At 72.8% G+C, this 25,870-nt stretch carries 22 protein-coding genes; 10 read left to right on the top strand and 12 right to left on the bottom strand.

Annotated features, from left to right (window positions below; all coding sequences use genetic code 11):
* Positions 1 to 19 precede the first annotated feature (19 nt).
* Positions 20 to 1,216 carry an amidohydrolase family protein gene (locus OG440_RS20880; RefSeq protein WP_406008315.1) on the bottom strand — a complete coding sequence of 399 codons (1,197 nt, stop codon included), beginning with the start codon at positions 1,214 to 1,216 and terminating at the stop codon, positions 20 to 22.
* Positions 1,217 to 1,507: 291 nt separating this feature from the next.
* On the opposite strand from OG440_RS20880, the gene OG440_RS20875 reads away from it, so the two are divergent.
* Entirely contained in the window at positions 1,508 to 3,022 is a 1,515-nt protein-coding gene (locus tag OG440_RS20875) for a class I adenylate-forming enzyme family protein (RefSeq protein WP_406008314.1), read from the top strand.
* A 131-nt stretch (positions 3,023 to 3,153) separates the two neighbouring features.
* Here the strand turns inward: OG440_RS20875 and OG440_RS20870 are convergent, their stop codons facing one another.
* Positions 3,154 to 3,666 carry an EF-hand domain-containing protein gene (locus tag OG440_RS20870; protein WP_406008313.1) on the bottom strand — a complete coding sequence of 171 codons (513 nt, stop codon included), beginning with the start codon at positions 3,664 to 3,666 and terminating at the stop codon, positions 3,154 to 3,156.
* 174 nt (positions 3,667 to 3,840) lie between these two features.
* A complete protein-coding gene (locus OG440_RS20865; protein WP_351763147.1) occupies positions 3,841 to 4,221 on the bottom strand; it encodes an STAS domain-containing protein in 381 nt (126 codons plus the stop codon).
* Between the two features lie 321 nt (positions 4,222 to 4,542).
* Here OG440_RS20865 and OG440_RS20860 point away from each other — a divergent pair, with 321 nt between their 5' ends.
* Positions 4,543 to 5,139: an RNA polymerase sigma factor gene (locus OG440_RS20860; protein ID WP_406008312.1), complete on the top strand. Its 597-nt coding sequence runs from the start codon at positions 4,543 to 4,545 to the stop codon at positions 5,137 to 5,139.
* Positions 5,136 to 6,581, top strand: coding sequence for an anti-sigma factor family protein (locus tag OG440_RS20855; protein WP_406008311.1), 1,446 nt, complete (start codon positions 5,136 to 5,138; stop codon positions 6,579 to 6,581). The genes OG440_RS20860 and OG440_RS20855 overlap by 4 nt, the downstream gene beginning before the upstream one ends.
* Positions 6,582 to 6,602: 21 nt before the next feature.
* On the opposite strand, the gene purU is transcribed toward OG440_RS20855, so the two are convergent.
* Positions 6,603 to 7,487 (bottom strand): formyltetrahydrofolate deformylase, encoded by an 885-nt coding sequence (purU, locus tag OG440_RS20850; protein ID WP_406008310.1) that lies wholly within the window; start codon positions 7,485 to 7,487, stop codon positions 6,603 to 6,605.
* 108 nt (positions 7,488 to 7,595) lie between these two features.
* Positions 7,596 to 8,096 carry a hypothetical protein gene (locus OG440_RS20845; protein WP_406008309.1) on the bottom strand — a complete coding sequence of 167 codons (501 nt, stop codon included), beginning with the start codon at positions 8,094 to 8,096 and terminating at the stop codon, positions 7,596 to 7,598.
* Positions 8,097 to 8,214: 118 nt separating this feature from the next.
* On the opposite strand from OG440_RS20845, the gene OG440_RS20840 reads away from it, so the two are divergent.
* Complete coding sequence (locus OG440_RS20840) at positions 8,215 to 9,543, top strand: ABC transporter substrate-binding protein (RefSeq protein WP_406008308.1); 1,329 nt, start codon at positions 8,215 to 8,217, stop codon at positions 9,541 to 9,543.
* 106 nt (positions 9,544 to 9,649) lie between these two features.
* Here OG440_RS20840 and OG440_RS20835 read toward each other — a convergent pair whose 3' ends face one another.
* Both OG440_RS20835 and OG440_RS20830 read right to left on the bottom strand, forming a co-directional pair.
* Complete coding sequence (locus tag OG440_RS20835; RefSeq protein WP_406008307.1) at positions 9,650 to 11,494, bottom strand: hypothetical protein; 1,845 nt, start codon at positions 11,492 to 11,494, stop codon at positions 9,650 to 9,652.
* A 213-nt stretch (positions 11,495 to 11,707) separates the two neighbouring features.
* On the bottom strand, positions 11,708 to 13,093 hold the full coding sequence (locus OG440_RS20830) for a transcriptional regulator (RefSeq protein ID WP_406008306.1): 1,386 nt from the start codon (positions 13,091 to 13,093) through the stop codon (positions 11,708 to 11,710).
* A gap of 347 nt (positions 13,094 to 13,440) precedes the next feature.
* Between OG440_RS20830 and OG440_RS20825 the strand changes: the two genes are divergently transcribed.
* The 3 genes from OG440_RS20825 to OG440_RS20815 are packed head-to-tail and all read left to right on the top strand — an operon-like array spanning position 13,441 to position 16,521.
* A complete protein-coding gene (locus OG440_RS20825) occupies positions 13,441 to 14,103 on the top strand; it encodes a bifunctional DNA primase/polymerase (protein WP_406008305.1) in 663 nt (220 codons plus the stop codon).
* 43 nt (positions 14,104 to 14,146) lie between these two features.
* Positions 14,147 to 14,917 carry an ABC transporter ATP-binding protein gene (locus OG440_RS20820; RefSeq protein ID WP_406008304.1) on the top strand — a complete coding sequence of 257 codons (771 nt, stop codon included), beginning with the start codon at positions 14,147 to 14,149 and terminating at the stop codon, positions 14,915 to 14,917.
* Positions 14,914 to 16,521 (top strand): transporter, encoded by a 1,608-nt coding sequence (locus tag OG440_RS20815; protein WP_406008303.1) that lies wholly within the window; start codon positions 14,914 to 14,916, stop codon positions 16,519 to 16,521. Before OG440_RS20820 ends, OG440_RS20815 begins: the two co-directional genes overlap by 4 nt.
* Before the next feature lie 130 nt (positions 16,522 to 16,651).
* Here OG440_RS20815 and OG440_RS20810 read toward each other — a convergent pair whose 3' ends face one another.
* Both OG440_RS20810 and OG440_RS20805 read right to left on the bottom strand, forming a co-directional pair.
* The gene (locus OG440_RS20810) at positions 16,652 to 17,608 is read right to left on the bottom strand and encodes an alpha/beta fold hydrolase (RefSeq protein ID WP_406008302.1); all 957 of its coding nucleotides are present in this window, start codon (positions 17,606 to 17,608) and stop codon (positions 16,652 to 16,654) included.
* 514 nt (positions 17,609 to 18,122) lie between these two features.
* Positions 18,123 to 18,815 (bottom strand): metal-dependent transcriptional regulator, encoded by a 693-nt coding sequence (locus OG440_RS20805; protein WP_020130217.1) that lies wholly within the window; start codon positions 18,813 to 18,815, stop codon positions 18,123 to 18,125.
* Between the two features lie 269 nt (positions 18,816 to 19,084).
* Here OG440_RS20805 and OG440_RS20800 point away from each other — a divergent pair, with 269 nt between their 5' ends.
* The gene (locus OG440_RS20800) at positions 19,085 to 19,840 is read left to right on the top strand and encodes an SIS domain-containing protein (protein WP_406008301.1); all 756 of its coding nucleotides are present in this window, start codon (positions 19,085 to 19,087) and stop codon (positions 19,838 to 19,840) included.
* A gap of 10 nt (positions 19,841 to 19,850) precedes the next feature.
* On the opposite strand, the gene OG440_RS20795 is transcribed toward OG440_RS20800, so the two are convergent.
* The gene (locus OG440_RS20795) at positions 19,851 to 21,329 is read right to left on the bottom strand and encodes a PAS domain-containing protein (protein ID WP_406008300.1); all 1,479 of its coding nucleotides are present in this window, start codon (positions 21,327 to 21,329) and stop codon (positions 19,851 to 19,853) included.
* Positions 21,330 to 21,436: 107 nt separating this feature from the next.
* Entirely contained in the window at positions 21,437 to 21,892 is a 456-nt protein-coding gene (locus tag OG440_RS20790; protein ID WP_406008299.1) for a GNAT family N-acetyltransferase, read from the bottom strand.
* Between the two features lie 604 nt (positions 21,893 to 22,496).
* Here OG440_RS20790 and OG440_RS20785 point away from each other — a divergent pair.
* Positions 22,497 to 23,513 (top strand): isopenicillin N synthase family dioxygenase, encoded by a 1,017-nt coding sequence (locus OG440_RS20785; protein ID WP_406008298.1) that lies wholly within the window; start codon positions 22,497 to 22,499, stop codon positions 23,511 to 23,513.
* Positions 23,514 to 23,564: 51 nt separating this feature from the next.
* On the opposite strand, the gene OG440_RS20780 is transcribed toward OG440_RS20785, so the two are convergent.
* Complete coding sequence (locus OG440_RS20780; RefSeq protein WP_406008297.1) at positions 23,565 to 24,665, bottom strand: citrate synthase 2; 1,101 nt, start codon at positions 24,663 to 24,665, stop codon at positions 23,565 to 23,567.
* Positions 24,666 to 25,054: 389 nt separating this feature from the next.
* On the opposite strand from OG440_RS20780, the gene pdxH reads away from it, so the two are divergent.
* Positions 25,055 to 25,753: a pyridoxamine 5'-phosphate oxidase gene (gene pdxH / locus OG440_RS20775; RefSeq protein WP_406008296.1), complete on the top strand. Its 699-nt coding sequence runs from the start codon at positions 25,055 to 25,057 to the stop codon at positions 25,751 to 25,753.
* Positions 25,754 to 25,870: the final 117 nt, after the last annotated feature.

Below are 25,870 nucleotides of genomic sequence, written 5' to 3'. Positions count from 1 at the left end.
TGCCCTGGTCCCGGCCCGGCTACTTGTCGAGGTCCAGGTCCAGCATGCGGATCGCGTTGCCCCGCATGAGCTTGTAGACCGTCTCGTCGTCGAGGCCCTTGACGTGGTCCAGGGCGACCTCCTTGGTGTGCGGGAAGGTCGAGTCGACGTGCGGGTAGTCGGTCTCGAAGGTCGCGTTGTCGCGCCCCACCACGTCCAGGGACGCCACCCCGTGCTTGTCGCGGAAGAAGCAGCAGAAGATCTGCCGGTAGTAGTACGTGGACGGCGGCTCGGGGATGAGGTCCCTGACCCCGCCCCACGCGCGGTGCTCCTCCCAGACGTCGTCGGCACGCTCCAGGGCGTACGGGATCCAGCCCATCTGGCCCTCGGAGTAGGCGAGTGTGAGGCGCGGGAACCTCACCAGCACCCCGCTGAAGAGGAAGTCCATCATCGAGGCCATCGCATTGTTGAACGACAGGGACGCCTGGACGGCCGGCGGCGCGTCCGGCGAGGCGGCCGGCATCTGCGAGGACGAACCGATGTGCATGTTGACGACGGTCCCGGTCTCCTCGCACACCGCGAAGAACGGATCCCAGTAGCCCGAGTGGATCGACGGCAGCCCGAGGTGGCTGGGGATCTCGGAGAAGGTCACCGCGCGCACCCCGCGGGCCGCGTTGCGCCGGATCTCGGCGACCGCCAGGTCGATGTCCCACAGGGGGATCAGACAGAGCGGGATGAGCCGCCCGCCGCTGTCCCCGCACCACTCCTGGACCATCCAGTCGTTGTAGGCGCGCACACAGGCCAGCGCGACCTCCTTGTCGTGCGCCTCGGCGAAGGTCTGCCCGCAGAAGCGGGGGAACGACGGGAAGCAGAGCGAGGCCTCGACATGGTTGAGGTCCATGTCCGCCAACCGGGCCTTCGGGTCCCAGCAGCCGCGCCGCATCTCCTCCCGGGTGATGCCCTCCAGCGTCATCTCGTCCCGGTCGAAGCCGACGGCGGCGATGTTGCGCTTGTACGGGAACTTCAGGTCCTCGTAGATCCACCAGTCGGTGGGCTGGCCGTCCGGGTCCATCGTGATCTGGTACTTCCCGGCGACGTAGGCGAGCTCGCCGATGCCGGCGGTGAGCGGCTGCGGCCCCCGGTCTTGGTACTTCCGCGGCAGCCAGGTCGCGAAGAGGTGCGCGGGCTCGATCACATGGTCGTCGACGCTGACGATGCGCGGCAGTTCGGTGCTCATGGCTTCCCCTCCGCCTGGCGGAACGCCAGTTGTCCGATGGACGTGTCCGGTGCGCTGGTCCGACGGGCCGGCCCCACCGGCCGCCCGGCTTGCCGACGGGTCGCCCGCGGCCCGCTCGGCGATCCGGCCCGCCCGCCGGCCCGGCGACCGGCCTGCCGCCAGGCGGCTATCTGATGACCCGTCAGATTGACTCTCCCCAGCAGGCTAGCCCCCGCCCCCTGGACCGACAAGGCGACCAGCCCTACGCTCTGCCAAAATCTGACAGTCCGTCAGTTACGTCAGGGGGCCGACGTGAACGACACCGCCACCGCCACCGCCCACGAGCTGAGCGCGTCCCGCACCCTCTGGGACCTGCTCGCCCGCCGCGCCGGCCTCACCCCCGGCCGCCGGGTCCTCCTCCAGGACGACCGGGCCCTGACCTTCGGCGAGCTGCGCGAGCGCGCCGAGCGGGTCGCGGCCGGGCTGCACGACATGGGCGTACGCCCCGGCACGGTCGTCGCCTGGCAGCTGCCCACCCGCCTCGAGACGGCCGTCCTGTCCTTCGCGCTGGCCCGCCTGGGGGCCGTGCAGTCGCCCGTCATCCCCTTCTACCGCGACCGCGAGGTCGGCTTCGCCCTGCGCGAGTCGAAGGCGGAGTTCTTCGCGGTGCCGGGCGTCTGGCGCGGCTTCGACCACACCGAGATGGCACGGCGGCTTGGTGCGAAGGGCGTCTTCGAGGCCTACGACGAGCTGCCGGAGGGCGACCCGGCCGTGCTTCCGCCGCCCCCCGCCGAAGGCACCTCGGTGCGCTGGATCTACTGGACCTCGGGCACCACCTCCGATCCCAAGGGCGTGCTGCACACCGACCGTTCACTGATCGCGGGCGGCTCCTGCCTCGCCCACGCGCTGCGCCTCACCGCGGACGACGTCGGCTCGATGGCGTTCCCGTACGCCCACATCGCCGGCCCCGACTACACCGTCATGCTGCTGCTCTACGGCTTCCCGGCGGTGATGTTCGAGCACTTCGCGCTGCCGGACGCGCTGGAGGGGTACCGGCGGCACGGGGTGACGGTCGCGGGCGGGTCGACGGCGTTCTACTCGATGTTCCTCGCCGAGCAGCGCAAGCGGCCGGGCGCGCCGCTGATCCCCTCTCTGCGGCTGCTGGCGGGCGGCGGAGCGCCCAAGCCGCCCGAGGTGTACCACGCCGTCGTGCGCGAGATGGGGGTGCAGCTGACACACGGGTACGGGATGACCGAGGTGCCGATGATCACCATGGGGGCGCCCGACGACAGTGCGGAGAACCTCGCGACGACGGAGGGCCGGCCGCCGGAAGGCATGCGCATACGCGTGGTGGAGGGCGAGGTGCGGCTGCGCGGCGAGGCCGTGTGCCAGGGGTATCTGGATCCCGCCCAGACGGCCGAGGCGTTCGACGCGGAGGGGTTCCTGCGCACCGGCGACCTGGGGCACGTGACCGGCAGCGGGCATCTGGTCCTCACCGGGCGGCTGAAGGACGTCATCATCCGCAAGGGGGAGAACGTGTCGGCCAAGGAGATCGAGGATCTGCTCGCCGCGCACCCGGCCCTCGGGGACGTGGCGGTGATCGGCCTGCCCGACGCGGAGCGCGGGGAGCTGGTGTGCGCGGTGGTGGAACAGGCGCCGGGCACCGGGGAGCCGTTGACGCTCGCCGCGATGACCTCGTATCTGCGCGCGGGCGGCCTGTCGGTCCACAAGCTGCCTGAGCGGCTTGAGGTGGTGGACGCCCTGCCGCGCAACGAGACGCTGCGCAAGGTACTGAAGTACAAGCTGCGCGAGCGGTTCTCCCGGTGAGCGATGCTCGGCCGGAAACCGCCTGCCCGAGGGCTGACGACCGAGGACCGGCCGACCTGGGGCTGTGACCGACCGGGGGCTGACCGACCGAAGAACGACCGAAGCAGATCCGGGCGTCGCAGGACCGGGCGTTACTCGGCGACGGTGAAGTAGCGGGCGAAGGCGGGGACGATCTCCGCCTCGCCGACCTTGCCGTCCGCGTCGGCGTCGAGGACGGCGGCGGCCCCCCGGGCGACCTCTTCGGGCGCTCCCAGCGCCCTGAGCACCCGTACGGTGTCCGCGACCGTCGCCCGGCCGTCGCTGTCGGTGTCGGCGATGTCCAGGGCCGCGTGCAGGAAGGGGCGGGCGATCTCGGCGAACCGCTCAGGGCTGTCGCGCAGCCGCTTGACCGCGCCGTTCACGAACTCGTCCCGGGTGATGCGCTGGTCGCCGTCCCGGTCGGCGATGCCGGCCATGCCCTGCCAGAACGCCTCGGCGCCCGCGTACAGCGCCTGCCCCTTGTCGGACCGGGCCGCGGTGCCGAACTCGGCGAGCAGCGCCTTGGCCGCCGCGGCGAAGTCCGCCCGGTCGATGTAGCCGTTGCCGTCCTGGTCGAAGGTGGCGAACCGGGCGGCGATCCTGCGTTCGTACTCGCTGCTGACCATGTCTTCTCGGGCCGCCTTACGTCGTCGCGTGGAGCTGCTGCTGGGAGTGGTTCCGGCAGGGAGCGTACGACGCCGGCGACTCCCGGGCAGCGGGAAAGCGACGCCTGTGCCCAGACCGGGGGAATTCCGGGACGAGGATGTAGCGCGGCGGGCCCCCGTCGGGCCCGGGCGGAGCTACGCCGAGAGCGGTTCCGTCCCGTCGTCGACGGCGGCCGCGAGGTCACCGTAGACGTCGAAGAGACGGCGGACGCCCAGTGCGCCCAGCACCCGGTTGACGTGGGAGCCCTCCGCCGCGCCCCGCGCGGGGAGTATCAGGCGCAGGCGGCCCCGGCAGGAGCGGATGAGGCGGCGCGAGGCGATGAGGACGCCGACGCCGCTGGAGTCGCAGAAGTACACCTCGGAGAGGTCCAGGACGAGACTGTGGCGCCCCTCGGCCACCTCGTCGTGCACCTTCTGGCGCAGTACCGGCGACGTCACCAGGTCCAGCTCGCCCGACACATGGAGCACGGCCCATCCGCCCTGCTCCCCGCCGGTCACTTTGAAGGCCACCACCACGCCCTTCGCTCGCTGTAGCTCGCGGAAAAAACGGAAGCCGTCCCTTCGCTTCCTTGCAGCGCGGCTGCCCAGCGGCCGTGCCCCGAAACTCCGAGGGAAAAACAGAAAGAGAGAGAAAGAGGCTTGTTTCAGTCACATACCGTCCGGTTCGATCCTTCTCTGTCGGGTAGGCACCGCCCATACCACCCTCTCGCGGACAGGGGGCGCACATTGAAACAAAGGGGCGTGCGTTGTCGGACGTGCCGACTACATTCGAGGTGACGGTGGACGCAGGCTGGACACACGCACAGGCAGAGGCACGCGCAGGGGTGAGGGGGCCGCATGGCGAAGCAGGACGCACCGCCCCGCTGGGACCGCAAGATGCAGCAACGGCTCGCGCGCGGTGAGGCGGCCGCCCTCGGCGAGCTCTATGACCGGTTCGCTTCGCTCGTGCACGGTCTCGCCCATCGCGTGCTCGGAGACGAACGGGCGGCCGACGGCATCACCCGCGAGGTCTTCGCCCATGTCTGGGAGCACCCCGACACCTACGACCCGAAGCAGGGCCCGTTGCGTACCTGGGTCGCCGCCTTGACCCACCGCCTCGCCGTGCAGCGCCTGCGCGCCACCGAGACCGCCGCGCTGGCCGAGGCCGGTTCCGGTTCCGGCTCGGCCGAGGCGACCGCGGAGCTGGAACGCAGGGTGCGGCACGCCTCCGTCGCCGCCCGTGCCGACTACATCGTCCAGGCCATGCCCGCCCCGCTGCGCGCCGCCCTGGAACTGGCCTACTTCCAGCGGCGCGACTACCGCCAGACCGCGGCAGACCTCGGCGTCACCGAGGACGAGGCCCGCCGCCGGCTCCGCCTCGGCCTCCAGCTCCTGTCCACCGCCCACGACTCCGCGGCCCCCGGGGCACCTCCCGGGTACGGGGGTGCGGCATGAGCGGCGAGAGCGGGTTCCGGCCGCCCGAAGACGGCGAAGACGAAGAGGACATGAACAGCGACAACGGCGACAACGGCGACGTCCCGGGCGGCGCCGGCCGTCCGCCGCGCATCCCGCTCCCGCGCGTCTCCGTGGAGGACGGCGGCCTGCCGCTGCCGCCCGTGGAGCCCGCCGCCCCGGGACCGCTCGCGCTCGAGCACCCGGTGCTCAAGTCCCTGCTCGGGGCATGGGCGCTGGCGGCCTGCTCGGCCGAGGAGACGGCGGCCGTCGAGGACCACCTCGGCGACTGCGGAGCCTGCGCGGACGAGGCACGGCGGCTGCGCGAGGCGGTCGGCCTGCTCCAGCGCCCGGAGAGCCTCGACCTCGACCCGGGCCTGCGCACCCGCGTCCTCGACGGCTGCCTCGACCGGCGTCCGCCCCGCATCCCGGTACCCGTCTGGGCGGCGTCGTACGACGCCGAGACCGCGCGGCTCGACGCCCTGCTCCAGGACTTCGGTGACGCCGAGTGGCACGCGCCGGTACGGCTGCGCTGGTTCCGCGGCGAGGGCGCCACGAGCCGCCGGACCACCGTCGCCGGAGTCATCGCCCACCTGCTCGCCGTGGACGGGCTGGTGGCCGTCGCCCTGGGGCTGGACGACCCGCTGGACCCGCTCGCGCCCGGCGACGGGCCGGGCAGGGCCCTCAACACCGGCGCCACCGGCGATCAGGACAAGGAGGGCGAGCCGGACGGGTCCGACGGGCGGGGCGGGTCGCCCCGGGCGAGCGGTCCGGTGGACACGCCGGCCCGGCGTACCGAGTCGTTCTGGGCGGGCTCGCACTTCCCGCCCACCCGTTCCGTGCGCGGCCCCTGGCGTGAACAGACCCACGCCCTCGTACGGACGGTGTCCTTCACCGGCGGGGGTACCTCCGGCGCGGGCGAAGCCGAGCGTGGGGGAGGCCCCGGCACCAGGCCGGTGTCGTACGGCGGCTTCGAACTGCCCCTGCGGGACGCGATGCTGGACCGGGCCTTCGAATGCTGGGTGCACGCCGAGGACATCGCCGACGCGGTCGACTACCCCTACGCGCCGCCCGCCCCACGCCATCTGCACGGCATGATCGACCTGGCCGCGCGGATGCTGCCCGAGACCCTCGCGGCCCGCCGCCGCGCGGGGCTCGCCGCTCCCGCGCGCACCCGCCATCTGGTGACCGCCGGCCGCCCCGGCCGCAGCCTGCGCCTGGAGATCGAGGGCTCGGGCGGCGGCCAGTGGCTGATCCCGCTGGACTCGCCGGGCGCGGTGGGCTCCGCCGACCACGAGGTGGCCCATGTCGCCCTGGACGACGTGGAGTTCTGCCGGCTGGCCGCCGGGCACGTCTCCCCTGAGGAGGCGGCGGCGGGCCAGCTGGGCGACCGCGACGCGATCAGGGACGTACTGTTCGCGGCGGCGTCGCTGAGCCGGATGTAGGGCCCGGACGGACCGTCAGGGCTACGCGAAGACGACCGTACGGCGCCCGTTGAGCAGGATCCGCCGCTCCGCGTGCCACTTCACGGCCCGCGCCAGCGCCTGGCACTCCACATCCCGCCCGACGGCGACGAGCTGGTCCGGCGTGACGCCGTGCCCCACGCGCTCGACCTCCTGCTCGATGATCGGTCCCTCGTCGAGGTCGGCCGTCACGTAGTGCGCCGTCGCCCCGATCAGCTTCACGCCCCGCGCGTGCGCCTGGTGGTACGGCTTGGCACCCTTGAAGCTCGGCAGGAAGGAGTGGTGGATGTTGATGATCCGGCCGCTGAGCTGCTTGCACAGGTCGTCGGAGAGGACCTGCATGTAGCGGGCGAGGACGACGAGCTCGACGTCCTCCTCCCGGACCAGTTCGAGCAGCTCCGCCTCGGCCTGCGCCTTGTTCTCCCTCGTCACCGGGATGTGGCGGAAGGGGATGTTGTACGAGCCCACCAGCTCGGCGAAGTCGGTGTGGTTGGACACCACGGCCGCGATCTCCACCGGCAGCGCGCCGATGCTGGCGCGGAACAGCAGGTCGTTCAGGCAGTGCCCGAACTTGCTGACCATCAGGACGACGCGCATCTTCTCGTCGGCCCGGTTGATCTGCCAGTCCATGTGGAAGGAGTCGCCGATCGCCGCGAAGCTCGCCCGGAGCTTGTCCACGGTGACCGGGGGCTCGGCCGAGAAGTGGACGCGCAGGAAGAACAGACCCGTGTCGTGGTCGCCGAACTGCTGACTGTCCTCGATGTTGCAGCCGGTCATGAAGAGATAGCTCGACACGGCGTGCACGATGCCCTGCTTGTCGGGGCAGGAAAGGGTGAGGACGTACTGGTCGGCGGCGGTCGCCGCGGCTCGGGTGGGCTGCGCGTTCATGCCCGACAGGGTCGCACACCGGCCACCGCCGTGGGCAATCGTCCCGCAGGACGGAACACGCCGTCCGGCCCGCTCCCCCCAGCCCCGCAGCCCGGCCCCGCCCGCGGGTTACGCGGCCCGCGTCATGATGCGCAGCACCTCGAGGGTGCGCGGCGGCGCGTCGGCGTCGTCACCGTCGCTCGCCGCCATCCGCACGTGCGCGTCCCGGGCCGCCCGCACCGCCTCCGGCCACGCCTCGTGGTCGACGTACGCGGAGACCTGGGCGTCCGGCCCGACCTGGTGCATGATCCGCAGCACCCGCAGCACGGCGGTGTCCACCAGGGCCGCCTCCTGCGAGTCGCGGAAGATCGTGCCGACGTACTTCTCGGCGGACCAGTTGTCGAGCCAGGTGTCCTCGACGAGGCGGTACACGGCGTCGGTGACGTCCCCGTACCCCTCGACGCCGGCCAGCCAGACGTTCTGCTGGAACACCGGGTCGGAGAGCATGTGCAGCGCGGAGCGCACATTGCTGCGCCAGCGCCACCACGGCATGTCGTTGAGTGGCATGTCGCCCATGGTGGAGGAGCGACGGCCGCGACGGGAAGAGTTCTCCGAACCTTGCACGGTCATAGATCGTACGTTTCCCCCTCCCCCGCGCCTCGGGTGCCCCCGCAATTCACCTTGCCGTCACCACCCGTCGACCGTGCGTCACCTCCAGGTTGGTGATGTGACGGAATCGTGCGTGTCCATGACCGGCAAGCGACGCACACCCACGCGAAGCACCTTCCTCCCCAGGTCCTTCCGCTTCACCAGGTCCGTCAGAGCGACCGCCGTCTCGGCGGGTGCCCTGGCCGCCTGCGCGTCACTCGCCGTCGGCTGTGGGGTCGTCCCCGGTGTCCCGGGGGGTTCCGGGGACGACTCGATCGTCGTCATGACGTGGGCGCCCGAGGGGACGTCCGCCACCAACAAGCCGGGCATGCCGGCCTTCGCCCTCGCCTACGCCCGCTGGATCAACGCGAACGGCGGCCTCGACGGCCGCAAGCTCAAGGTACTGACCTGCAACGACCACAACGAGACCGTGTCCGCCGCGGCGTGCGCCCGGCGCGCGGTCAAGGAGGACGCGGTCGCCGTGCTCGGCTCCTACAGCCAGCACTCCGCCTCCTTCTTCCCCTACCTGGAAGGCGCCGGCATCCCCTACATAGGCGGCTACGGCGTCACGAACGCGGAGTTCACCAGCCCGCTGTCCTACCCCGTCAACGGCGGCCAGCCCACGCTGCTGGCCGGTCTCGGCAAGGAGCTCGGCGCCAGCTGCGGCCCGGTCTCGCTCGTCCGCCCCGACACCATCGCCGGCGACGCGCTGCCCCCGATGCTCGACGCCGGACTGACCGCGGGCGGGCACGGCACGGCCACTGACCAGCTGGCGCCGGAGGACGCCACCGAGTACGGGACGCAGGCCGAGGCCGCCCTGGAGAACGCCACCGGCGACAAGCCCGGGGACGGGAAGGGGTGCGTGGTGACCGCGCTCGGGGACCGCACCGCCACCTTCATGGACTCCTTCCGGCGCACCCGCGAGGACTACCCCGGGGTGCGCACCGGCACCGTCCTCGGCAGCGTCGACCAGACGGTGATCGACGCCGCCGGCGCCGCCTCCGGACCGTTCGAGGGGGCGTACGTCACCGGCTGGTACCCGGTGACGAGCGACCCCGCCTGGGCGGCGATGAAGACGGTGATCAGCGAGGAGGCGTTCTCCGACACCCGGATCGACCCGACCGACACCGGCGTGCAGACCACCTGGATCGCCTACACGGTGTTCCGGCAGGCGGTGGAGTCTCTGGACGGCGGCGAGGTGAGCGCCGACTCCGTCCGGGGCGCCCTGGACGACGGCCTTCAGGTCACCACGGGCGGACTCACGCCGACGCTCCGCTGGGGATTCACCAACCGGCTCGCCTCCATCGGCTTCCCCCGCCTGGTCAACGCCGACGTCACCCTCCAGGCCGTGCGCAAGGGCCGGCTGGTGGCCGCCAGGAAGGGCTTCGTGGACGTGACCAAGACCCTGGAGAAGGCCGACGTCGACTGACCCCGCCCGACCGGCCCGGCGCTGCCGCCCGCTCGCGTGACGGCGTCGGCCGGCCCGCCCGCCACCCTCGCATGGGTGGCGACCGGCCGGCCCGCGTCCACTCCGTCTACAGCTGGGTGGGCTGGCGCTCCGTCAGTCCGTAGGTCCGCGCGATCTTGTTCCACAACTTCGCGGCCTGCGTCTTCTGGCCGCTGGCGGTGCCGCTCGCGCGGTTGCCGGCCTGGGTCTCGGAGGTGGTGCGGGCCGAGCCCTTCTTGCAGCTCTTGTTCTTGCCGGCGGCGACCTGGTCGGCCCAGGCCGCGTAGTGGTCGTCGGCGGACGCGGACGCCTGCCACGCCTTGGTGAGGGCGGTGGTCAGCGCCGTGTGGTCCGGCAGCTGGTCGACCTTCAGCGCGGCCAGCCTGGTGACCAGCTCGCCGCGCTGTTTCGCCGCGTCCCGCAGGTCCGTGGCCGCCTGGGCGAGGTTGCCGCACGCCTTCACGTCGGCCACCGCGCTGATCACACTGGCCCGGCTGCTGCCGCTGTCCGCGAGCAGCTTGTCGAGTTCGACGGCCTGCTGCTCGGCCGCGCCCGTGGACGCCGACGCGGATCCCTCGGTCGCGGGGGCCGACGCGGCGACGGTCTGGTTGTCGTCACCCTCGCCGCCGCCCCCGCCCGCGAGCATCGCGCCCGCGCCGACGCCGACGACCGCGAGAGCGACACCGACCGCCGCGAACAACGGCAGCCGCGAGCCGGTACGGCCTCCCCGGCCGCCGCCGTCGTCACGCGCCCCACGCCGCCCGCCCGCCGCCGGGTCACCGGGCGGGGTGTAGGCGGCCTGCGGGGAACGGGCGGCGGGTCCGGCGCCGTAGCCCGGCGCGCCGCCGTGCCCGCCCGGGCCGCCGTGGCCGCGCCCGGGGCCGTCCGGCTCGGAGAAGCGCGGGAGCTGCTGTGTGGATCCCGCCGGGCTTCCGCTGCCCGGCCCGCTGCGGAAGAGGTTCTCGAACTCGGCGGGCGGCTGCCGGTCCCCGCCGTCCTGCGCGGCGACGGGCGGGATGTACTGCGTGGGCTCGGAGTCGGAGTACGCGCCCGGCTGCGGTCCCGGGGCCGGCATCGGACCCGGGCCGCTCTGCGGGGTACGGCCCAGGTACTGGGTCGACTCGGCCGGAACCTCGGGCGGCAGCGCGCCCGGTGCGACGGGCGGTATGTACTGCGTCGCGCCTTCGTCGACCGGCGCGGCGGGGACGGGCGGCAGGTACTGGGTGGCGCCCTCGTCGGCGGCACCGGGCGCGGCGAACGGCGGGGGGTAGTGGCCACGGCCGTCGGCGGTCGGATCGGCCGGGACCGGCGGTATGTACTGCGTCGCGCCTTCGTCGACCGCAGGGGCAACCGGCGGCAGGGGTGCGCCCGGCGCCGGTGCGCTCTCCGGCGGAAGCGGACCCGCGCCCGCCGGGGCGCCGCCGTTCCAGGGAGCCGACTGCCCGCCGTTCCACTGGTCCTGCTGTTGGTGCGGGTGCTGTGGCTGGTGCGGGTGCTGCGGCTCGTGCTGCCGGTGCCCCTGGTCCGCCGGGAGCGGCCAGCCCTGGGCGTCCTGCTGCGGGGCGGACGCCTGGCCGCCGGGACCCCAGGGGTCCCCCCAGGTCTGTCCGCCGGCCGGCCCCTGCTGCCCGTACTCGGGCTGCCCCTGGGGCGCGTGCTGCCCGTGGCCGCCCTGCTGCCCGTAGTCCGGTTGCCCGTACTGCTGCTGCCCGTATTCGTCCTGTCCGTACTGCTGCTGCCCGTACTGCTGAGCGCCGTACCGGCCGGACTCGTGGCCCGGCGGCGGTCCGGGCGGCGGTCCCTGGCGGGGCGCCTGCCGCGGTGCGTTCGTCGTCATTCCCGGCAGCAGGGGTTCCCCGCCGTCGGAGGGCAGCACGATGCCTTCGCGCGCGGGTTGCGCCGAGGGCTCCTCGCCCTGTCCACTCTGCGTCACCGGGACTCCTACGAATGGGGGACCTTCGGAATCATCGGCTCACGCTACCGGGTCCCCGGAACCCCGTGCCACGCAGCTCAGAACGTGATCTCCCTCCCACCGGATTCGGCGGTGACATAGGTGACGGATCCGGAGCGCCGTGCGCTGTATCCGTGACTCCTTCCGCGTGACCACGCCGTTCGCCGCGTGTTCACGCCACGGCGCCCCGTCCGTTCACGCCGCGGTCTGCAGCTCCAGCCGCGCGCCGAACTCCCTTACCACCGACTCCTCCCGGAACGGATCCAGGCGCTGCTGAAGGTCCTCCAGATACTCCGCGCCCCGGTTGGAGCGGAGCGACTCCAGGAGCTCGACCGCCTTCAGCCCCGTGTGGCAGGCCTGTTCGATCTCGCGCTGCTGCACCTGGGCGGTGGCCAGCAGGACGTACCCGATCGCGCGCCGGCGCGCCCGGCTCTCCGGGTGCCCGGCCAGCGACTGTTCGGCGCAGCGCGCCGCCGCCTCGGCCTGGCCCAGGTCGCGGTGGCAGTGCGCCAACTCGTCGGCCAGATAGGCCTCGTCGAAGTGCGCGATCCACGCGGGGTCGTCCCCGGCGGACGGATCGGCCGCCTCCAGCGCCGCCACCGCGCGTCCGGACGCCGCCTGTGCCCCGCGCGCGTCCCCGAGCAGCGCGTGGCCGCGCGCCTCCGCCGCGAGGAACATCGCCTCCGCGCGCGGCGTCACCCGCCCCCGCGCCCCCTCCTGCGCCGCGCGCGCCAACTGCGCGATCTCCCGCGGGTTTCCGAGCTGCGCGGCCAGGTGGCTCATGGACGCGGCGAGGACGTATCCGCCGTACCCTCTGTCGCCCGCCGCCTGGGCGAGCCGCAGGGCCTGGATGTAGTAGCGCTGGGCGAGGCCGGGTTGGCCGGTGTCGACGGCCATGTAACCGGCGAGTTCCGTCAACCGGGCCACGGAAGCGAAGAGTTCCCGGCCCACCGCCTCCCGGTAGGAGCCGGCCAGCAGCCCCGAGACGACGCTGTTGAGGTAGTGCACGACGACCGGGCGCACATGTCCGCTGCCGTACTGGTGGTCCAGGTCGACGAGCGCCTGGGTCATCGCCTTGACGGCCGCGACGTCGGAGAGCCCCACCCGTGGCCCGGCCGACCGCGCCACCTGCGCGTCGGGGGAGGAGATCAGCCAGTCGCGGCTCGGCTCGACCAACGCCGAGGCGGCCACGGACGACCCGGAGAGGAAGTCGCGTCGGCCCACGTCACTGCGCCACAGTTCGCAGACCTGCTCGATGGCCCCCAGTACCGTCGGCGAGAACTGGAGACCCACGCCCGAGGCGAGGTTCTTGCCGTTGGCCATGCCGATCTCGTCGATCGTGACCGTACGGCCGAGCTTGCGGCCCAGCGCCTCCGCGATGATCGCCGGGGCGCGGCCCCGCGGCTGCTGTCCACGCAGCCAACGGGCCACGGAGGTCTTGTCGTAGCGCAGGTCGAGACCGTGCTCGGCGCCGCACATGTTGACGCGGCGGGCGAGCCCGGCGTTCGAGCACCCCGCCTCCTGGATGAGCGCCTGCAACCGTTCGTTCGGCTGTCGCGCGACTAGCGGCCTTGCGGCCATGGGCACTACCCCCTGTGGCTGCGGTGACCGGGACGGCGGGTGCCCGTCCACACACCGAGTTGACGTGTCTTCCACCGAAAAGTTCCGGCCGGAAGTTCCGGCCGAGAAGATCAATGCCCCACAGCCACAGTGAAAATGCGAGGCATGTGAGGATTGCCGAGACTTACCGAGGAATACAGAGAATTGCCGGGTTACCGACGGATGCCCGCCCCCTCTACCTGGTTACCCGCTCCCGCGCCCGTTCCTCCCGCGCGCCCCCGCCCGTGCACCCATGCGCCCCGGACGCGGAATCGATGCTCCTCCCCCGCGCAATGTGACGGGCGTAACCCCTGGTGACGGCTAGAGTTGTGTTCATCGTGGAAGAGACCATCGCTAGCGCCGAAGCCACCCAAATCCCGAAGCAGCGCGGGGAATCGCTGCTCGAGACCGCTGTTCGTTACGCCGAGGAACGTCATTGGGACGTGTTCCCCGGCACCTGGCTGGAACCCGTCGACGGAACGCAGCGCTGTTCCTGCGGCGACGGCGCGTGTGCGGCGCCGGGCGCGCACCCCGCGCGCCCCGACTGGGCGTCCCAGGCCACCGGCAGCGCGACGGTCGCGCGACGGATGTGGCAGAAGCAACCGACCGCCTCGATCCTGCTGCCGACCGGGCGTACGTTCGACGCGATCTCCGTTCCGGAGACGGCCGGGTTCCTCGCGCTTGCGCGGATGGAGCGGATGGAGTTGACGCTCGGTCCCGTCACGTTGACGCCGGACCGGCGGATGCAGTTCTTCGTGCTGCCGGGGGCGTCGGCGAAGGTGCCGGACCTGGTGCGCAAGCTGGGCTGGTCGCTGGACGCGCTCGATCTCCTGACGCTCGGCGAGGGCACGTACGTCGCCGCGCCGCCCACGCGGTTCGGCTCCCGGGGGGCCGTGCAGTGGGCCTGCCGCCCCACCGCCGCGAACCGGTGGCTGCCGGACGCGGAGGAGTTGATCTCGCCGCTCGCCTACGCCTGCGGCCGAGACCGCTGACGAGGCCCCCGTGGGCCGCTTCCCCCGGCCGTAGAGTTCATCCATGACGTCCGTACGCGTGCGCAACCTCTGGAAGCGGTTCGGGCAGCAGGTCGCCGTCGCCGGTATCGATCTCGACCTGCCGTCCGGGAAGTTCATCGGGCTCGTCGGGCCGAACGGAGCCGGGAAGACCACGACCCTGTCGATGGTGACCGGGCTGCTGCGGCCCGATCAGGGTTCCGTCGAGGTCGTCGGGCACGACGTGTGGCGCGATCCCGTCGAGGTGAAGGCGCGGATCGGGGTGCTGCCTGAGGGGCTGCGGCTGTTCGAACGGCTGTCGGGGCGTGAACTCCTCGTCTACAGCGGACGGTTGCGGGGGCTGCCGGGCCCCGAGGTCGACAAACGGGCCACGCAGCTGCTCGACGTCCTCGATCTGGCGGGGGCGCAGCACAAGCTCGTCGTCGACTACTCGACCGGCATGCGGAAGAAGATCGGGCTCGCGGCCGCGCTGCTGCACAACCCCGAAGTGCTTTTCCTCGACGAGCCGTTCGAGGGTGTCGACCCGGTGTCCGCGCAGATCATCCGGGGGGTGCTGGAGCGGTACACCGCGTCCGGGGCGACGGTCGTCTTCTCCTCGCACGTCATGGAGCTCGTCGAGTCGCTGTGCGACTGGGTGGCGGTGCTGGCGGCGGGGCGGATCCGGGCGCACGGGACGCTGGAGGAAGTGCGCGGCTCGGCACCCTCCTTGCAGCAGGCGTTTCTCGAACTCGTCGGGGCGCAGGGGCGGGACACCGGCTCCGACCTCGACTGGCTGGGCGGCGGGGCGGCCCGGTGAGCGAGCCGACCTCCCCGCAGGGCCTCGTCCGCACCTTCGTACGGCTGAAGTTGTCGCTGCTGCGCAACGGGCTGCGGCAGTCGGGTGGGCGACGGGCCGCGTACGTCGCCTCCGCCGTCGTCGCGCTGCTGTTCGCCGCGCTTCAGCTGCTCGGGCTGATCGCCCTGCGCGGGCACGACCACGCGGTGTCGCTGGTGGTGCTGCTCGCGGCGGTCCTGGGGCTGGGCTGGGCGGTGATGCCGCTGTTCTTCCCCAGCGGTGACGAGACCCTCGACCCGACCCGGCTGGTGATGCTGCCGCTGCGGCCCCGGCCGCTGGTGCGGGCGCTGCTGGCGGCCTCGCTGGTGGGCATCGGGCCGCTGTTCACCCTGCTGATGTTCGTGGGGTCGGTGGTGTCCGTGGCGCACGGGGCCGCCGCGTGGGCGGTGGGCGTGCTCGCCGTCGCCCTCGGGCTGCTGGTGTGCGTGGCACTCGCCCGGGCCGTGGCCGCCGCCAACATCCGGCTGCTGAGCAGCCGTAAGGGACGCGATCTCGCGGTGCTGAGCGGGCTGGTCGTCGCGATCGGCGCGCAGTTCGTCAACTTCGGGGTGCAACGGCTCGGGTCGTCCGGTCTCGGGCAGCTCGATCCGGCGGCGGACGTCCTGCGCTGGCTGCCGCCGGCCTCGGCGATCGGCGCGGTGGACTCGGTGAGCGAGGGCGCGTACGGGACGGCCGCGGCGCAGATCGCCGTCAGCGCGGGCGCTCTGGTGCTGCTGGTGCGGGTGTGGACGCGGAGCCTGACCCGGCTGATGATCTCGCCCGACGGTTCCACCCTCCAGGCGGCCGAGCCGGCCCCGCGGGAACGGCGGAGCTCGGCGGGGCTCGGGCGGCTGCTGCCGGGCGGGCGCACCGGCACCGTCATGGAGCGCGTCCTGCGCTACATCTGGCGCGACCCGAAGACGAAGGCGGCCTGGGTGACGTCGCTGGCCATCGGGCTGATCGTGCCCGTCTTCAACGCCTTGCAGGGCACCGGTTCGATCTACTTCGCCTGCTTCGCCGCCGGGATGCTCGGCATCCAGATGTACAACCAGTTCGGGCAGGACACGTCCGCGTTCTGGATGGTCGCGATGACGATCTCCTCGCCCCGGGACGCGTATGACGAGCTGCGGGCGCGGGCGCTGGCCCTGCTGCTGATCACCCTGCCGTACGCGACGCTGGTGACCGTGCTGACGACGGCGATGCTCGGCGACTGGCCGAAGCTGCCCGAGGCGCTGGGACTGTCCCTCGCACTGCTCGGCGCGATGCTGGGGACGGGCGCCTGGACCTCGGCCCGCTTCCCCTACTCGGTTCCGCAGGAGGGCTACAAGAACGTCGCCCCGGGCCAGGCGGGCCTCGCCTGGATCGCGGTCTTCGGCGGGATGGTCTCGGCGGCCCTGCTGTGCGCGCCCGTCATCGCGGTGACGATCTGGCTGCACGTCACCGAGGGCGGCGACTCCTGGACCTGGCTGCTGCTGCCGGGCGGCGCGGCCTACGGCGCGGCGCTCGCGCTGCTGGGACTGCGCCTGGCGGCTCCCCGGACGGCGGCACGCCTCCCGGAGATCCTGACGGCGGTGAGCAAGGGCTGACGCCCCGCCGCGCCACCGCGAGCCGTCCCACCGCCCTGCCGTCCGCCGCCATGCCGTCCCGCCGCCCTGCCGCCCCCGGCCCGGTGAGGTCTCCTGGGGGCGGTCGGGGCTCCTGAGCCGCCCCGGGGCCTCAGGGGGCTTCGGGGGCGAGTACGGCGTCGAGGAACGGTTCGATCGCCGTACGCCATCCCTCCGGCTGGTCGTAGTGCACGAGGTGCCCGGCGTCGGCGACCTCCGCGTACGCGCCGCGCGGCAGGACCCGCACCATCTCCTGGGCCTCGGCGCGGCCGAGCTCGCCGTCCAGACCACGCACCACGAGCGCGGGGCACTGGACCTGGGTGAGCTCCTCCCAGTGCGCGTCGTAGACCCAGGTCTCGCGGGACTTGAGCATCTGCTCGGGCTCGAAAACGGGACGCCAGCCGTCCGGCGACTCCTGCATCACCTCGGCGTAGAACTCGCCCCGGGACGGGTTCGGGCGCTCCACCCAGGGGTCGTCCTCGCCGAACCACTTGCGGACGTCGGCGAGCGTGGCGAAGGGGGCCGGCCAGGACCGGAACCAGTCGCCCCACTCGCGCTGCGAGGCCGCTCCCAGTGCGGAGGCCCGCATGTCGCAGACGATCAGGCCCTGGACCAGGTCGGGGCGCTTGGCGGCCAGCTGCCAGGCGGTGAGCGCGCCCATGGCGTGGCCGATGAGCACGGCGGGGGCGAGGCCGAGCTGCTCCAGGGCGGCCTCCGCGTCCTCGACATAGGCCTCGCGGGTGAAGGCCGCCTCGGGCAGCTTCGCGCTCTGGCCGTGCCCTCGCTGGTCGAGGGCGACCGCGCGGTGCCGCTCGGAGAGCCAGCGGGCGGTGGACGCCCAGTGCGAGGCCCGGCCCATCAGACCGTGCAGTAACAGGACACCCGGCCTGCTTCCGGCGCCGTCGTCGATGGGCTCGGCGGGCCGGCTCCCCTTCCGCTTCCGCCCGGGCTGGGACGGGATCGCGGGTTCCGTCACCGCTTTCGCCGGGTCACCCTTGGGCGGGTCACCGAACTCCCAGGCCGCCAGGCGTACGCCGCCCGCCCCGGTCACGTCGATGCGTCGCGCCATAGGTCCTGGCACCCCCTAGCCGTCGTACCACTGCGCTTCCGATGCCTTCGTACTGCCTTCAATCACCCGCAGGCTATCGAATGGCCTTTCGAGAAATGCACTCTCCGCGCACAACACCCCTCGTTCGAGTGACCACGCTCAAGGAATGATCGCCGCTGCCGAGGGGAGACCTTCAGCGGGAGGCGGACCGCTCGGGGAAATCGGTCCGAGGGGAATGACCCTGAGAGCTCGGGGCTCCGGGTCAGTACAGGGGAGGACAGGCCCCGGTGCCGTACGGCACCGGGGCTCTCCACTGCTCCGCGGCATGGCATCCGGCCCCCCTCAGGTCATATGCCCACGCGACAGCCTGGCACGTGAAGCGCCGGAGCGCTGCGATTCGACACAGGGAATCTGCGATTCGACGAGATCGACGGGACACCTCAACTTCCCCGTGTTCCCCAGGAGTTGAGCAATACTCAGCGTTTCGGCGACGACCTGCGGTCGCCCTCGAAAACGTCCCGTGCCCGAGGAGAACTCAGCGCTTCGCGACGAACACGTGGGACGCGACGTCCGACTCCAGCTCGGCCGCCTCGCCGCCGCTGCCCACCAGGACACCGCCCGCCGACTCCGTCACGCTGACCACCGAGCCGGGCTGCACGCCCGCGCGGCGCAGCGTGTACATCAGCTGCGCGTCCGTCTGGATCGGCTCGCCGATCCGGCGCACGACGACCGTCTTGCCCTCCAGACCCGGGTCGAGGTCGGCCAGCGAGACCATGCCCTCGTCCAGGAACGGGTCGGCGCCGTCCTTCTCGCCCAGCTCCTCCAGGCCCGGGATCGGGTTGCCGTACGGCGACTCGGTCGGGTGCCGCAGCAGCTCCAGGACGCGACGCTCGACGGCCTCGCTCATCACGTGCTCCCAGCGACAGGCCTCGGCGTGCACCTGCTCCCACTCCAGGCCGATCACGTCGACGAGGAGACACTCGGCGAGGCGGTGCTTGCGCATGACACGCGTGGCCAGCCGGCGGCCCTCGTCGGTGAGCTCGAGGTGCCGGTCGCTGGCCACGGAGACCAGACCGTCGCGCTCCATGCGCGCCACCGTCTGGCTGACCGTCGGCCCGCTCTGGTCGAGGCGTTCGGCGATCCGGGCACGCATGGGCACCACGCCTTCCTCTTCCAGCTCGAGGATGGTGCGGAGATACATCTCCGTGGTGTCGATCAGTCCGGACATGTGTGCCCCTCGATTAGCTCTGCTGGCTCTGCCGAAGGCTGGACGGCTCTCCGGCACGTGCGCTGGCCCTGGACTCAATTCTGCCGGATACCACTGACAAGCGTGCCGCGCCGTCCGAACGAGGCGGTCACATCGGGGCCCGCACCCCGCCGCGAGGCCGGCCCGCGCCCCGGGCGCCCCACCGTCACCGGGCATGTTGACAGCGCACTGGTCCAGACCGCACGGTGATCCGCGACACGGACACCCGCTACGGCAAAGGGGCCCCACGGATGAGCGACCGCAAGCTCGCCGCCCAGTTCTTCGACGCCGCGATCGCCCTGCTCCAGCGGGCCCGCGACGAGGAGGCCGGCTCCGTCGACGCGGCCGGCACGCTCCTCGCCGACACAGTGGCCGCCGGCGGCCGCCTCTTCGCCTTCGGCGCCGGTCACTCCTCGCTCGCCGCCCAGGACGTCGTCTACCGCGCGGGCGGCCTCGCCCTGATGAACCTGCTGGCGGTCCCGGGCGTCGTCGGCGTCGACGTCACCCCCGCCACCCTCGGCTCCGCCCTGGAGCGCGTCGACGGCCTCGCGAGCGCCGTCCTGGAGACCTCGCCGCTGCGCGCGGGCGACGCCCTCGTCATCGTCTCGCTGTCCGGCCGCAACGCCCTGCCGGTGGAGATGGCCCAGAAGGCCCGCGCCCTGGGCGTCCGGGTCATCGGCCTGACGTCGGTGGCCTACGCCTCGCAGACGACGTCCCGGCACGTCTCCGGCACGTTCCTCAAGGACCACTGCGACGTCGTCCTCGACTCGAAGATCGCGGTGGGCGACGCCGAACTCACCCTGGACACCGTCCCCGCGCCGTTCGCGCCCGCCTCCACGGTCGTCACCTCGGCCCTCCTCCAGGCCGTGATGGCCACCGCGGCCGGTGTCCTCGCCGAGCGCGGTGTCGAGCCCCCGCTGCTGCGCTCCGGCAACGTCGACGGCGGCCACGACTGGAACGGGCGGATCATGGAGGAGTACCGGGACCGGATCTTCTACCGCCACTGACCCCGCGGGTTCAGGCGTCGTCGCCCCGGCCCGCCGCGTCGGCCGCTCCGGTCAGATCGGCGAGGTCCAGGGCCGCGGCCATCCGGACGGCGACGTCCTCGGCGTAGGTCGCGTCGGAACGCTCGAAGGCCGTGCGGCCGGCGCCGCGGAGGAACGTCACGACCCCCAGGGTGCGGCCCCGGCTGCGCAGCACCGCGCACAAGGCGTGCACGGTGTCGTCCGGCCACAGGCGCGCCCTGGCCCACTCCCGTGCCTCGTCGGCCGACGCGGAGCCCACCCCGGCCCGCACCGAACCGGCCCGTGCCACGCACTGGAGCGCCGGATGCGCCTCGCCGTAGCGGACGGGCAGGCCGCGGTGCCCGGTGAGCGCGCTGGGCCCCGGCCCGCCCGACGGGGTGGCCGCGATCCGCATCAGCCGCGCGGGGCCGGCCCCCTCCGCGTCGGCCGAGGCGCTTCCCATCACCCGGTCGACCAGGGCGTGGTCGGCGAATCCGGCGAGCGCGAAGTCGAGGTGCACGGTGGCCGCCTCGGCCGGGTCCTCGCACTCGGCGGCCGCACGGGCCGCCCGGTGCAGCTGGTTGGCGCGGAAGCGCAGCAGCGAGGCCTCCTGCTCGCCCTGCTTGGCCTCGGTGACGTCCTGGAAGATCCAGCCGACCCCGAGGGGCACCGGCTCCTCCGCGAGCGGCGAGGCCAGCCTCAGGAAGCCGCTGCGCCAGCAGCGCCGCTTCTCGCCCTCCGGGGTGCGCACCCCGACCCACAACTCGGCGGGGGCCGGCGGGGCGCCCTCGGCGAGGACGTGCGTCAGCGCGTTCTCCAGCTCTTCGACGCCCCGCGTGAGCAGATCGCCCAGAGGGCGGCCCAGGGCGGCCGTACGGCCCGTGCCGAGCGCGCGGGCGGCGTGCGCGTTGACGACGGCGGGACGCAGGTCGGCGTCGACCAGGACGACCCCCCAGGAGGCGTCGTCGAAGAGGGCCTCGCTGAGCGCGATGGAGCGTTCGAGGTCGATCTGCGCGTGCACCTCGCTGAACGCGAAGTACAGCCCCGCGGGTTTGCCGTCGGGCCCGCGCACGGCGGCGGACTGGCTGCGCACCAGGACGCGGCCGCCGTCCTTGGTCAGCAGCGCGAACTCGTGCACCTGGCGGCCCGGGGCGTGCATGGCGGACATCAGCCGCGCCTCGATGTCCTCGGCGTCGGCCTCGCGCACGGCCCAGCCCGCGAAGCCGTGCCGGCCGACCGCCTCGGCGCCGGTCCAGCCGAGGATCCGCTCGGCCTCGCGGTTCCAGTGCGTGACGATGCCGTCGCCGTCGAACGCGCAGAGCGCCGCGTCCATGCCGTCGAGCAGCGCGGCGAGCAGATCGGTGCCGTCCGGGCCGACCGGGCCGACCGCCGGTTCCGCGCCTTCCGGGGGCGTGGGGCCGTCGCCGCCCGGCCGCTCGGGCTCGTCCGGCCCCAGCTCGTCGGTGGTCCCACTACGTCGGGAAGCACTCACCTGGACCCCCTGCAGGTTCGCTCACTTGCCCTCATTCAACTCGAACGTGACGCAGCCCACATATGGTTCCCGCAAGATTGCAGAGGAATCGTTGTACCGCGCCCCGGTCATGCCGGGGCAGGAGCCCGCAGGTCGACCCATTCCGCCGTTTCGCCGTCGAGCACGTACCGCTCGACCTCGGCGAATCCGCGTGCCCGCGCGAACCGCAGCCCGTCCTCGTTGACGGCCAGTACGCAGGTCTCGATCACGCGGGCGCCGAGCACGCGCGCGTGGGCGAGAGCGTGGTCGTACAGGGCGGCGCCGTGGCCCCGCCCCCGGTGACCGGGCAGCACGCGCGCGATGACGGTCGCCACCGCCCGCTCGCCCTCGGGCGGCCGCACGGTCGAGCAGCCGACGAGGACGTCACCGGCGTAGGCGTTCTCCAGCCGGTAGCGCCCCGCGCGCTCCCGCACCTCGTCGAGGGACAGCGCGGCCGGCGGCACGATCGTGTTGTGGACGTGCCGCCACTGTTCGAGCGCGGGCTCACCGGCCACCACCTCGATGCGCAGTCGAAGATCGGTCACGCCAGCAGGGAATCGTCTCGGGGTCCGCCGAGTCAACATCCGAAAAAAAGACTTGAGCGACCGGAGACGGGTTCCTAGTGTGTGACGTACCGAAGGAAAGGAGGTGGTCCGCAGCATGTATGCACACCGGACGTCGGAGGTGGCTGCGGGCTAGTGGCCCGTCGCCCACTGAGTGCGGTGCCGGACCGGCGTGTGTGAGTTGCACGCAACCGGCCAATTCAACGCAGTCACCCGACCCGCGAGTCGCCGGTACGTCCGGCCGGCCCTCCTGAGCGAGGACCAGACTCGCGGGTCGCCTGCTTTTCCGGCCCGTCCCTTCCGATCGCCCGCTTCCCGGCCCTCCGTCCGCAGGGTTTGCGGGGAGTGATCCGCGCCACGTACGGATCTTTCGTCAGGGCGTACCCTGGGCGCATGCTTTCGCTCGTTCGACGCCGCCACGTGGACTACGTCCGCGTCACGAGCATGGGCTGTCGACGCTCCCTCTGAGCCTCCGGCCCCTCCCGCGGTTCACCTCCGCCCGCGTTCTCTCCCTTTTGCCCACTTGGCACCCGTGCGCCGCCCCACCCACGGCGGCGGCCGGGCCCCGTACACCTGCGGACACACCATGACGAACCCGTCGTACCAGCAACTGCCGATCATCGATCTCTCCGCCGCCGACCGTGGTACCCAGGCGCGGGCGCTGCTGCACGCGCAACTGCACAGCGCCGCGCACGACGTCGGGTTCTTCCAGCTCGTCGGGCACGGGGTCGGTGAGCGGGAGACCGGCGCGCTGCTGTCCGCCATGCGGGCCTTCTTCGCGCTGCCCGAGGCCGAGCGGCTCGCCATCGACAACGTGAACTCGCCGCACTTCCGCGGCTACACGCGCACCGGTGACGAGCGGACCGGCGGGCGGCAGGACTGGCGGGACCAGCTCGACATAGGCGCCGAGCGGCCCGCCCGGATCCCCGGCCCCGGCGAACCCGCCTACTGGTGGCTGGAGGGGCCCAACCAGTGGCCCGCCGGGCTGCCGGAGCTGCGGGCAGCCGCGCTGGCGTGGGTCGAGCGGCTGAGCGCCGTCGCCGAGAAGCTCCTGCACGAGCTGCTCGCCTCGATCGGGGCGCCCGTCGACTTCTACGACCGGGCTTTCGGCGAGCGGGCGCATCCGCATCTGAAGCTCGTGCGGTATCCGGGGAGCGCGGGCGACGGCGCCGCCCAAGGTGTCGGGGCGCACAAGGACTACGGGTTCCTGACGCTGCTGCTCCAGGACGAGGTCGGCGGGCTCCAGGTGCAGCGCGCGGACGGACTCTTCCACGACGTCCCGCCGCTGCCGGGCGCCTTCGTCGTCAACCTGGGCGAGCTGCTGGAGGTGGCGACCGACGGATACCTCGTGGCCACCAACCACCGGGTCGTCTCACCGCCCAGCGCCGTCGAGCGGTTCTCCGTGCCCTTCTTCTACAACCCCCGCCTGGACGCCCGCGTCGAACCGCTGCCCTTCCCGCACGCCTCGGCCGCGCCCGGCGTGACCGACGACCCGGCCAACCCGCTCTTCGCCGAGTACGGCTTCAACGAGCTGAAGGGCAAGCTGCGGGCCCACCCGCTGGTGGCCGAACGGCATCACGCGGAGCTGCTCAGCCCCGCGTGACGCCGTGTGGACGCCACCGGTGACGAGGTGTCCTCGTCGTCCGGGGTCGTCCTAGCCGCTGATGTCCCCGTAGCCCTCGATCTCCCGGGGGCTGCGGGAGCCCGGGCCGATGTAGCGGGCCGACGGGCGGACCAGGCGGCCGGTGCGCTTCTGCTCCAGGATGTGCGCCGACCAGCCCGCGGTGCGGGCGCAGGTGAACATCGAGGTGAACATGTGCGCCGGGACCTCGGCGAAGTCCAGCATGATGGCCGCCCAGAACTCGACGTTCGTCGCCAGGACCCGGTCGGGACGGCGGGCGTGCAGTTCCGCGAGGGCCGCCTTCTCCAGTGCTTCGGCGATCTCGAAACGGGGCGCGCCCAGCTCGCGGGCCGTACGGCGCAGCACGCGCGCGCGTGGGTCCTCGGCGCGGTAGACGCGGTGTCCGAAGCCCATGAGCCGCTCGCCCTTGTCGAGGGCCTGCTTGACGTACGCCTCCGCGTCCCCGGTCCGCTCGATCTCCTCGATCATGCCGAGGACGCGGGAGGGGGCGCCGCCGTGCAGCGGGCCCGACATGGCTCCCACCGCGCCGGACAGGGCGGCGGCGACGTCGGCGCCCGTGGAGGCGATCACCCGGGCCGTGAACGTGGACGCGTTCATGCCGTGCTCGGCGGCCGACGTCCAGTAGGCGTCGACCGCGGCCACGTGCCGGGGGTCCGGCTCGCCCCGCCAGCGGATCATGAACCGTTCGACGACGGACTGCGCCTTGTCGATCTCCCGCTGCGGGACCATGGGCCGGCCCTGGCCGCGCGCGGACTGGGCGACGTAGGAGAGGGCCATGACGGCGGCGCGGGCCAGGTCCGCGCGGGCCTGCTCGGCATCGATGTCGAGCAGGGGCTTGAGGCCCCAGACGGGCGCGAGCATGGCGAGCGCGGACTGCACGTCGACGCGGATGTCACCGGAGTGGACGGGGATCGGGAACGGCTCGGCGGGCGGCAGGCCGGGGTTGAAGGCGCCGTCGACGAGCAGGCCCCAGACGTTGCCGAAGGAGACATGGCCGACCAGGTCCTCGATGTCGACGCCCCGGTACCGCAGGGCGCCGCCCTCCTTGTCGGGTTCGGCGATCTCCGTCTCGAACGCGACGACTCCTTCGAGTCCGGGTACGAAGTCGGACATCGGGCGGCTCCTCGTGATGTGTGCGACGGGATGTGCGGGACGGAAGGTACGGAAAGGGAGGTGCGGGAGGTGCGGAACGGACGGTACGGCCGTCGGGTGAGGGACTGCGGCTGAGGGGGTGAGGGGGTGCGGCGGTCGTGGGTGGCGGCGGGTGTGCGACGGGCGGCGCCGGAGGTTCCGCGGTCCTGTGCACCTGGGGTGCGAAGACTCGCGGTCCTGGGCGGTACTCCAGTCATGCCCCGTACGGCCGTCGGTCACCCGACCGGCACCCCACCGGGGACGGGACGGCGGCTACGGGTGCCTCTGCACCATATCCCCGAGTGCCACCTTTGGGGAGTGGTTGCGGCACTCAGTGCCACCTTTGGTGGGTCGGTCTGCGGTGGCGGGCCATGCGGCAAGATGACCACGTGACCGACGCAGACGCCGTCTCCCCCGGCCCCGCCCCCGATCCCGCCGCCATGCGCAAGCAGTACCGGGCCGAGGGGCTCTCCGAGGCGGACCTGGCCGCCACGCCCGTGGAGCAGTTCGCCCGCTGGTTCAAGGACGCGGCCGTCGAGGCCCACCTCTTCGAGCCGAACGCCATGGTCGTCTCCACCGCGGACGCCGAGGGCCGGCCCGGCTCCCGCACCGTGCTGCTCAAGCACTTCGACGAACAGGGCTTCGTCTTCTACACCAACTACGACTCCCACAAGGCCCGCGACCTCGCCGAGAACCCGTACGTCTCGCTGCTCTTCCCCTGGCATCCGATGGCCCGGCAGGTCATCGTGCGGGGCGTGGCCCGGCGCACCGGGCGTGACGAGACCGCCGCCTACTTCCGGACCAGGCCGCACGGCTCCCAGCTCGGCGCCTGGGCCAGCGCCCAGTCCTCGGTGATCGCCACCCGCGCCGAGCTCGACGCCTCCTACGCCGAGCTGGCGGCCCGCTACCCCGAGGGCGAGCAGGTACCGGTGCCGCCGCACTGGGGCGGCTTCCGGGTTGCTCCGCAGTCCGTGGAGTTCTGGCAGGGCCGCCTGAACCGGCTGCACGACCGGCTGCGGTACGCGGCGGAGGCGGACGGGAGCTGGCGGGTGGAGCGGCTCGGCCCGTGACGGGACCGCCGCGTCACTGACAGCGGGGCCACTGACAGCAGGGCGGGAGGCGTCGGGGCGGTGGCGTCGCCGGATGGCGGGCGCGGGGCGCGGGCGGACGCGCGGGCGGGCGGGCGG

It is taken from the genome of Streptomyces sp. NBC_00637 (assembly GCF_045161545.1).
GTDB lineage: Bacteria > Actinomycetota > Actinomycetes > Streptomycetales > Streptomycetaceae > Streptomyces.
Note: the sequence above shows the minus strand (reverse complement) of the source record. Positions and strands in the feature narration are given on the sequence as shown.

Coding starts and splice junctions, on each gene's coding strand:
- OG440_RS20880 (WP_406008315.1), bottom strand. CDS start 1,216: ATGAGCACCGAACTGCCGCGCATCGTCAGCGTCGACGACCATGTGATC.
- OG440_RS20870 (WP_406008313.1), bottom strand. CDS start 3,666: ATGGTCAGCAGCGAGTACGAACGCAGGATCGCCGCCCGGTTCGCCACC.
- OG440_RS20860 (WP_406008312.1), top strand. CDS start 4,543: ATGGCGAAGCAGGACGCACCGCCCCGCTGGGACCGCAAGATGCAGCAA.
- OG440_RS20855 (WP_406008311.1), top strand. CDS start 5,136: ATGAGCGGCGAGAGCGGGTTCCGGCCGCCCGAAGACGGCGAAGACGAA.
- purU (WP_406008310.1), bottom strand. CDS start 7,487: ATGAACGCGCAGCCCACCCGAGCCGCGGCGACCGCCGCCGACCAGTAC.
- OG440_RS20845 (WP_406008309.1), bottom strand. CDS start 8,096: ATGACCGTGCAAGGTTCGGAGAACTCTTCCCGTCGCGGCCGTCGCTCC.
- OG440_RS20840 (WP_406008308.1), top strand. CDS start 8,215: ATGACCGGCAAGCGACGCACACCCACGCGAAGCACCTTCCTCCCCAGG.
- OG440_RS20830 (WP_406008306.1), bottom strand. CDS start 13,093: ATGGCCGCAAGGCCGCTAGTCGCGCGACAGCCGAACGAACGGTTGCAG.
- OG440_RS20820 (WP_406008304.1), top strand. CDS start 14,147: ATGACGTCCGTACGCGTGCGCAACCTCTGGAAGCGGTTCGGGCAGCAG.
- OG440_RS20810 (WP_406008302.1), bottom strand. CDS start 17,608: ATGGCGCGACGCATCGACGTGACCGGGGCGGGCGGCGTACGCCTGGCG.
- OG440_RS20805 (WP_020130217.1), bottom strand. CDS start 18,815: ATGTCCGGACTGATCGACACCACGGAGATGTATCTCCGCACCATCCTC.
- OG440_RS20800 (WP_406008301.1), top strand. CDS start 19,085: ATGAGCGACCGCAAGCTCGCCGCCCAGTTCTTCGACGCCGCGATCGCC.
- OG440_RS20785 (WP_406008298.1), top strand. CDS start 22,497: ATGACGAACCCGTCGTACCAGCAACTGCCGATCATCGATCTCTCCGCC.
- OG440_RS20780 (WP_406008297.1), bottom strand. CDS start 24,665: ATGTCCGACTTCGTACCCGGACTCGAAGGAGTCGTCGCGTTCGAGACG.
- pdxH (WP_406008296.1), top strand. CDS start 25,055: ATGCGGCAAGATGACCACGTGACCGACGCAGACGCCGTCTCCCCCGGC.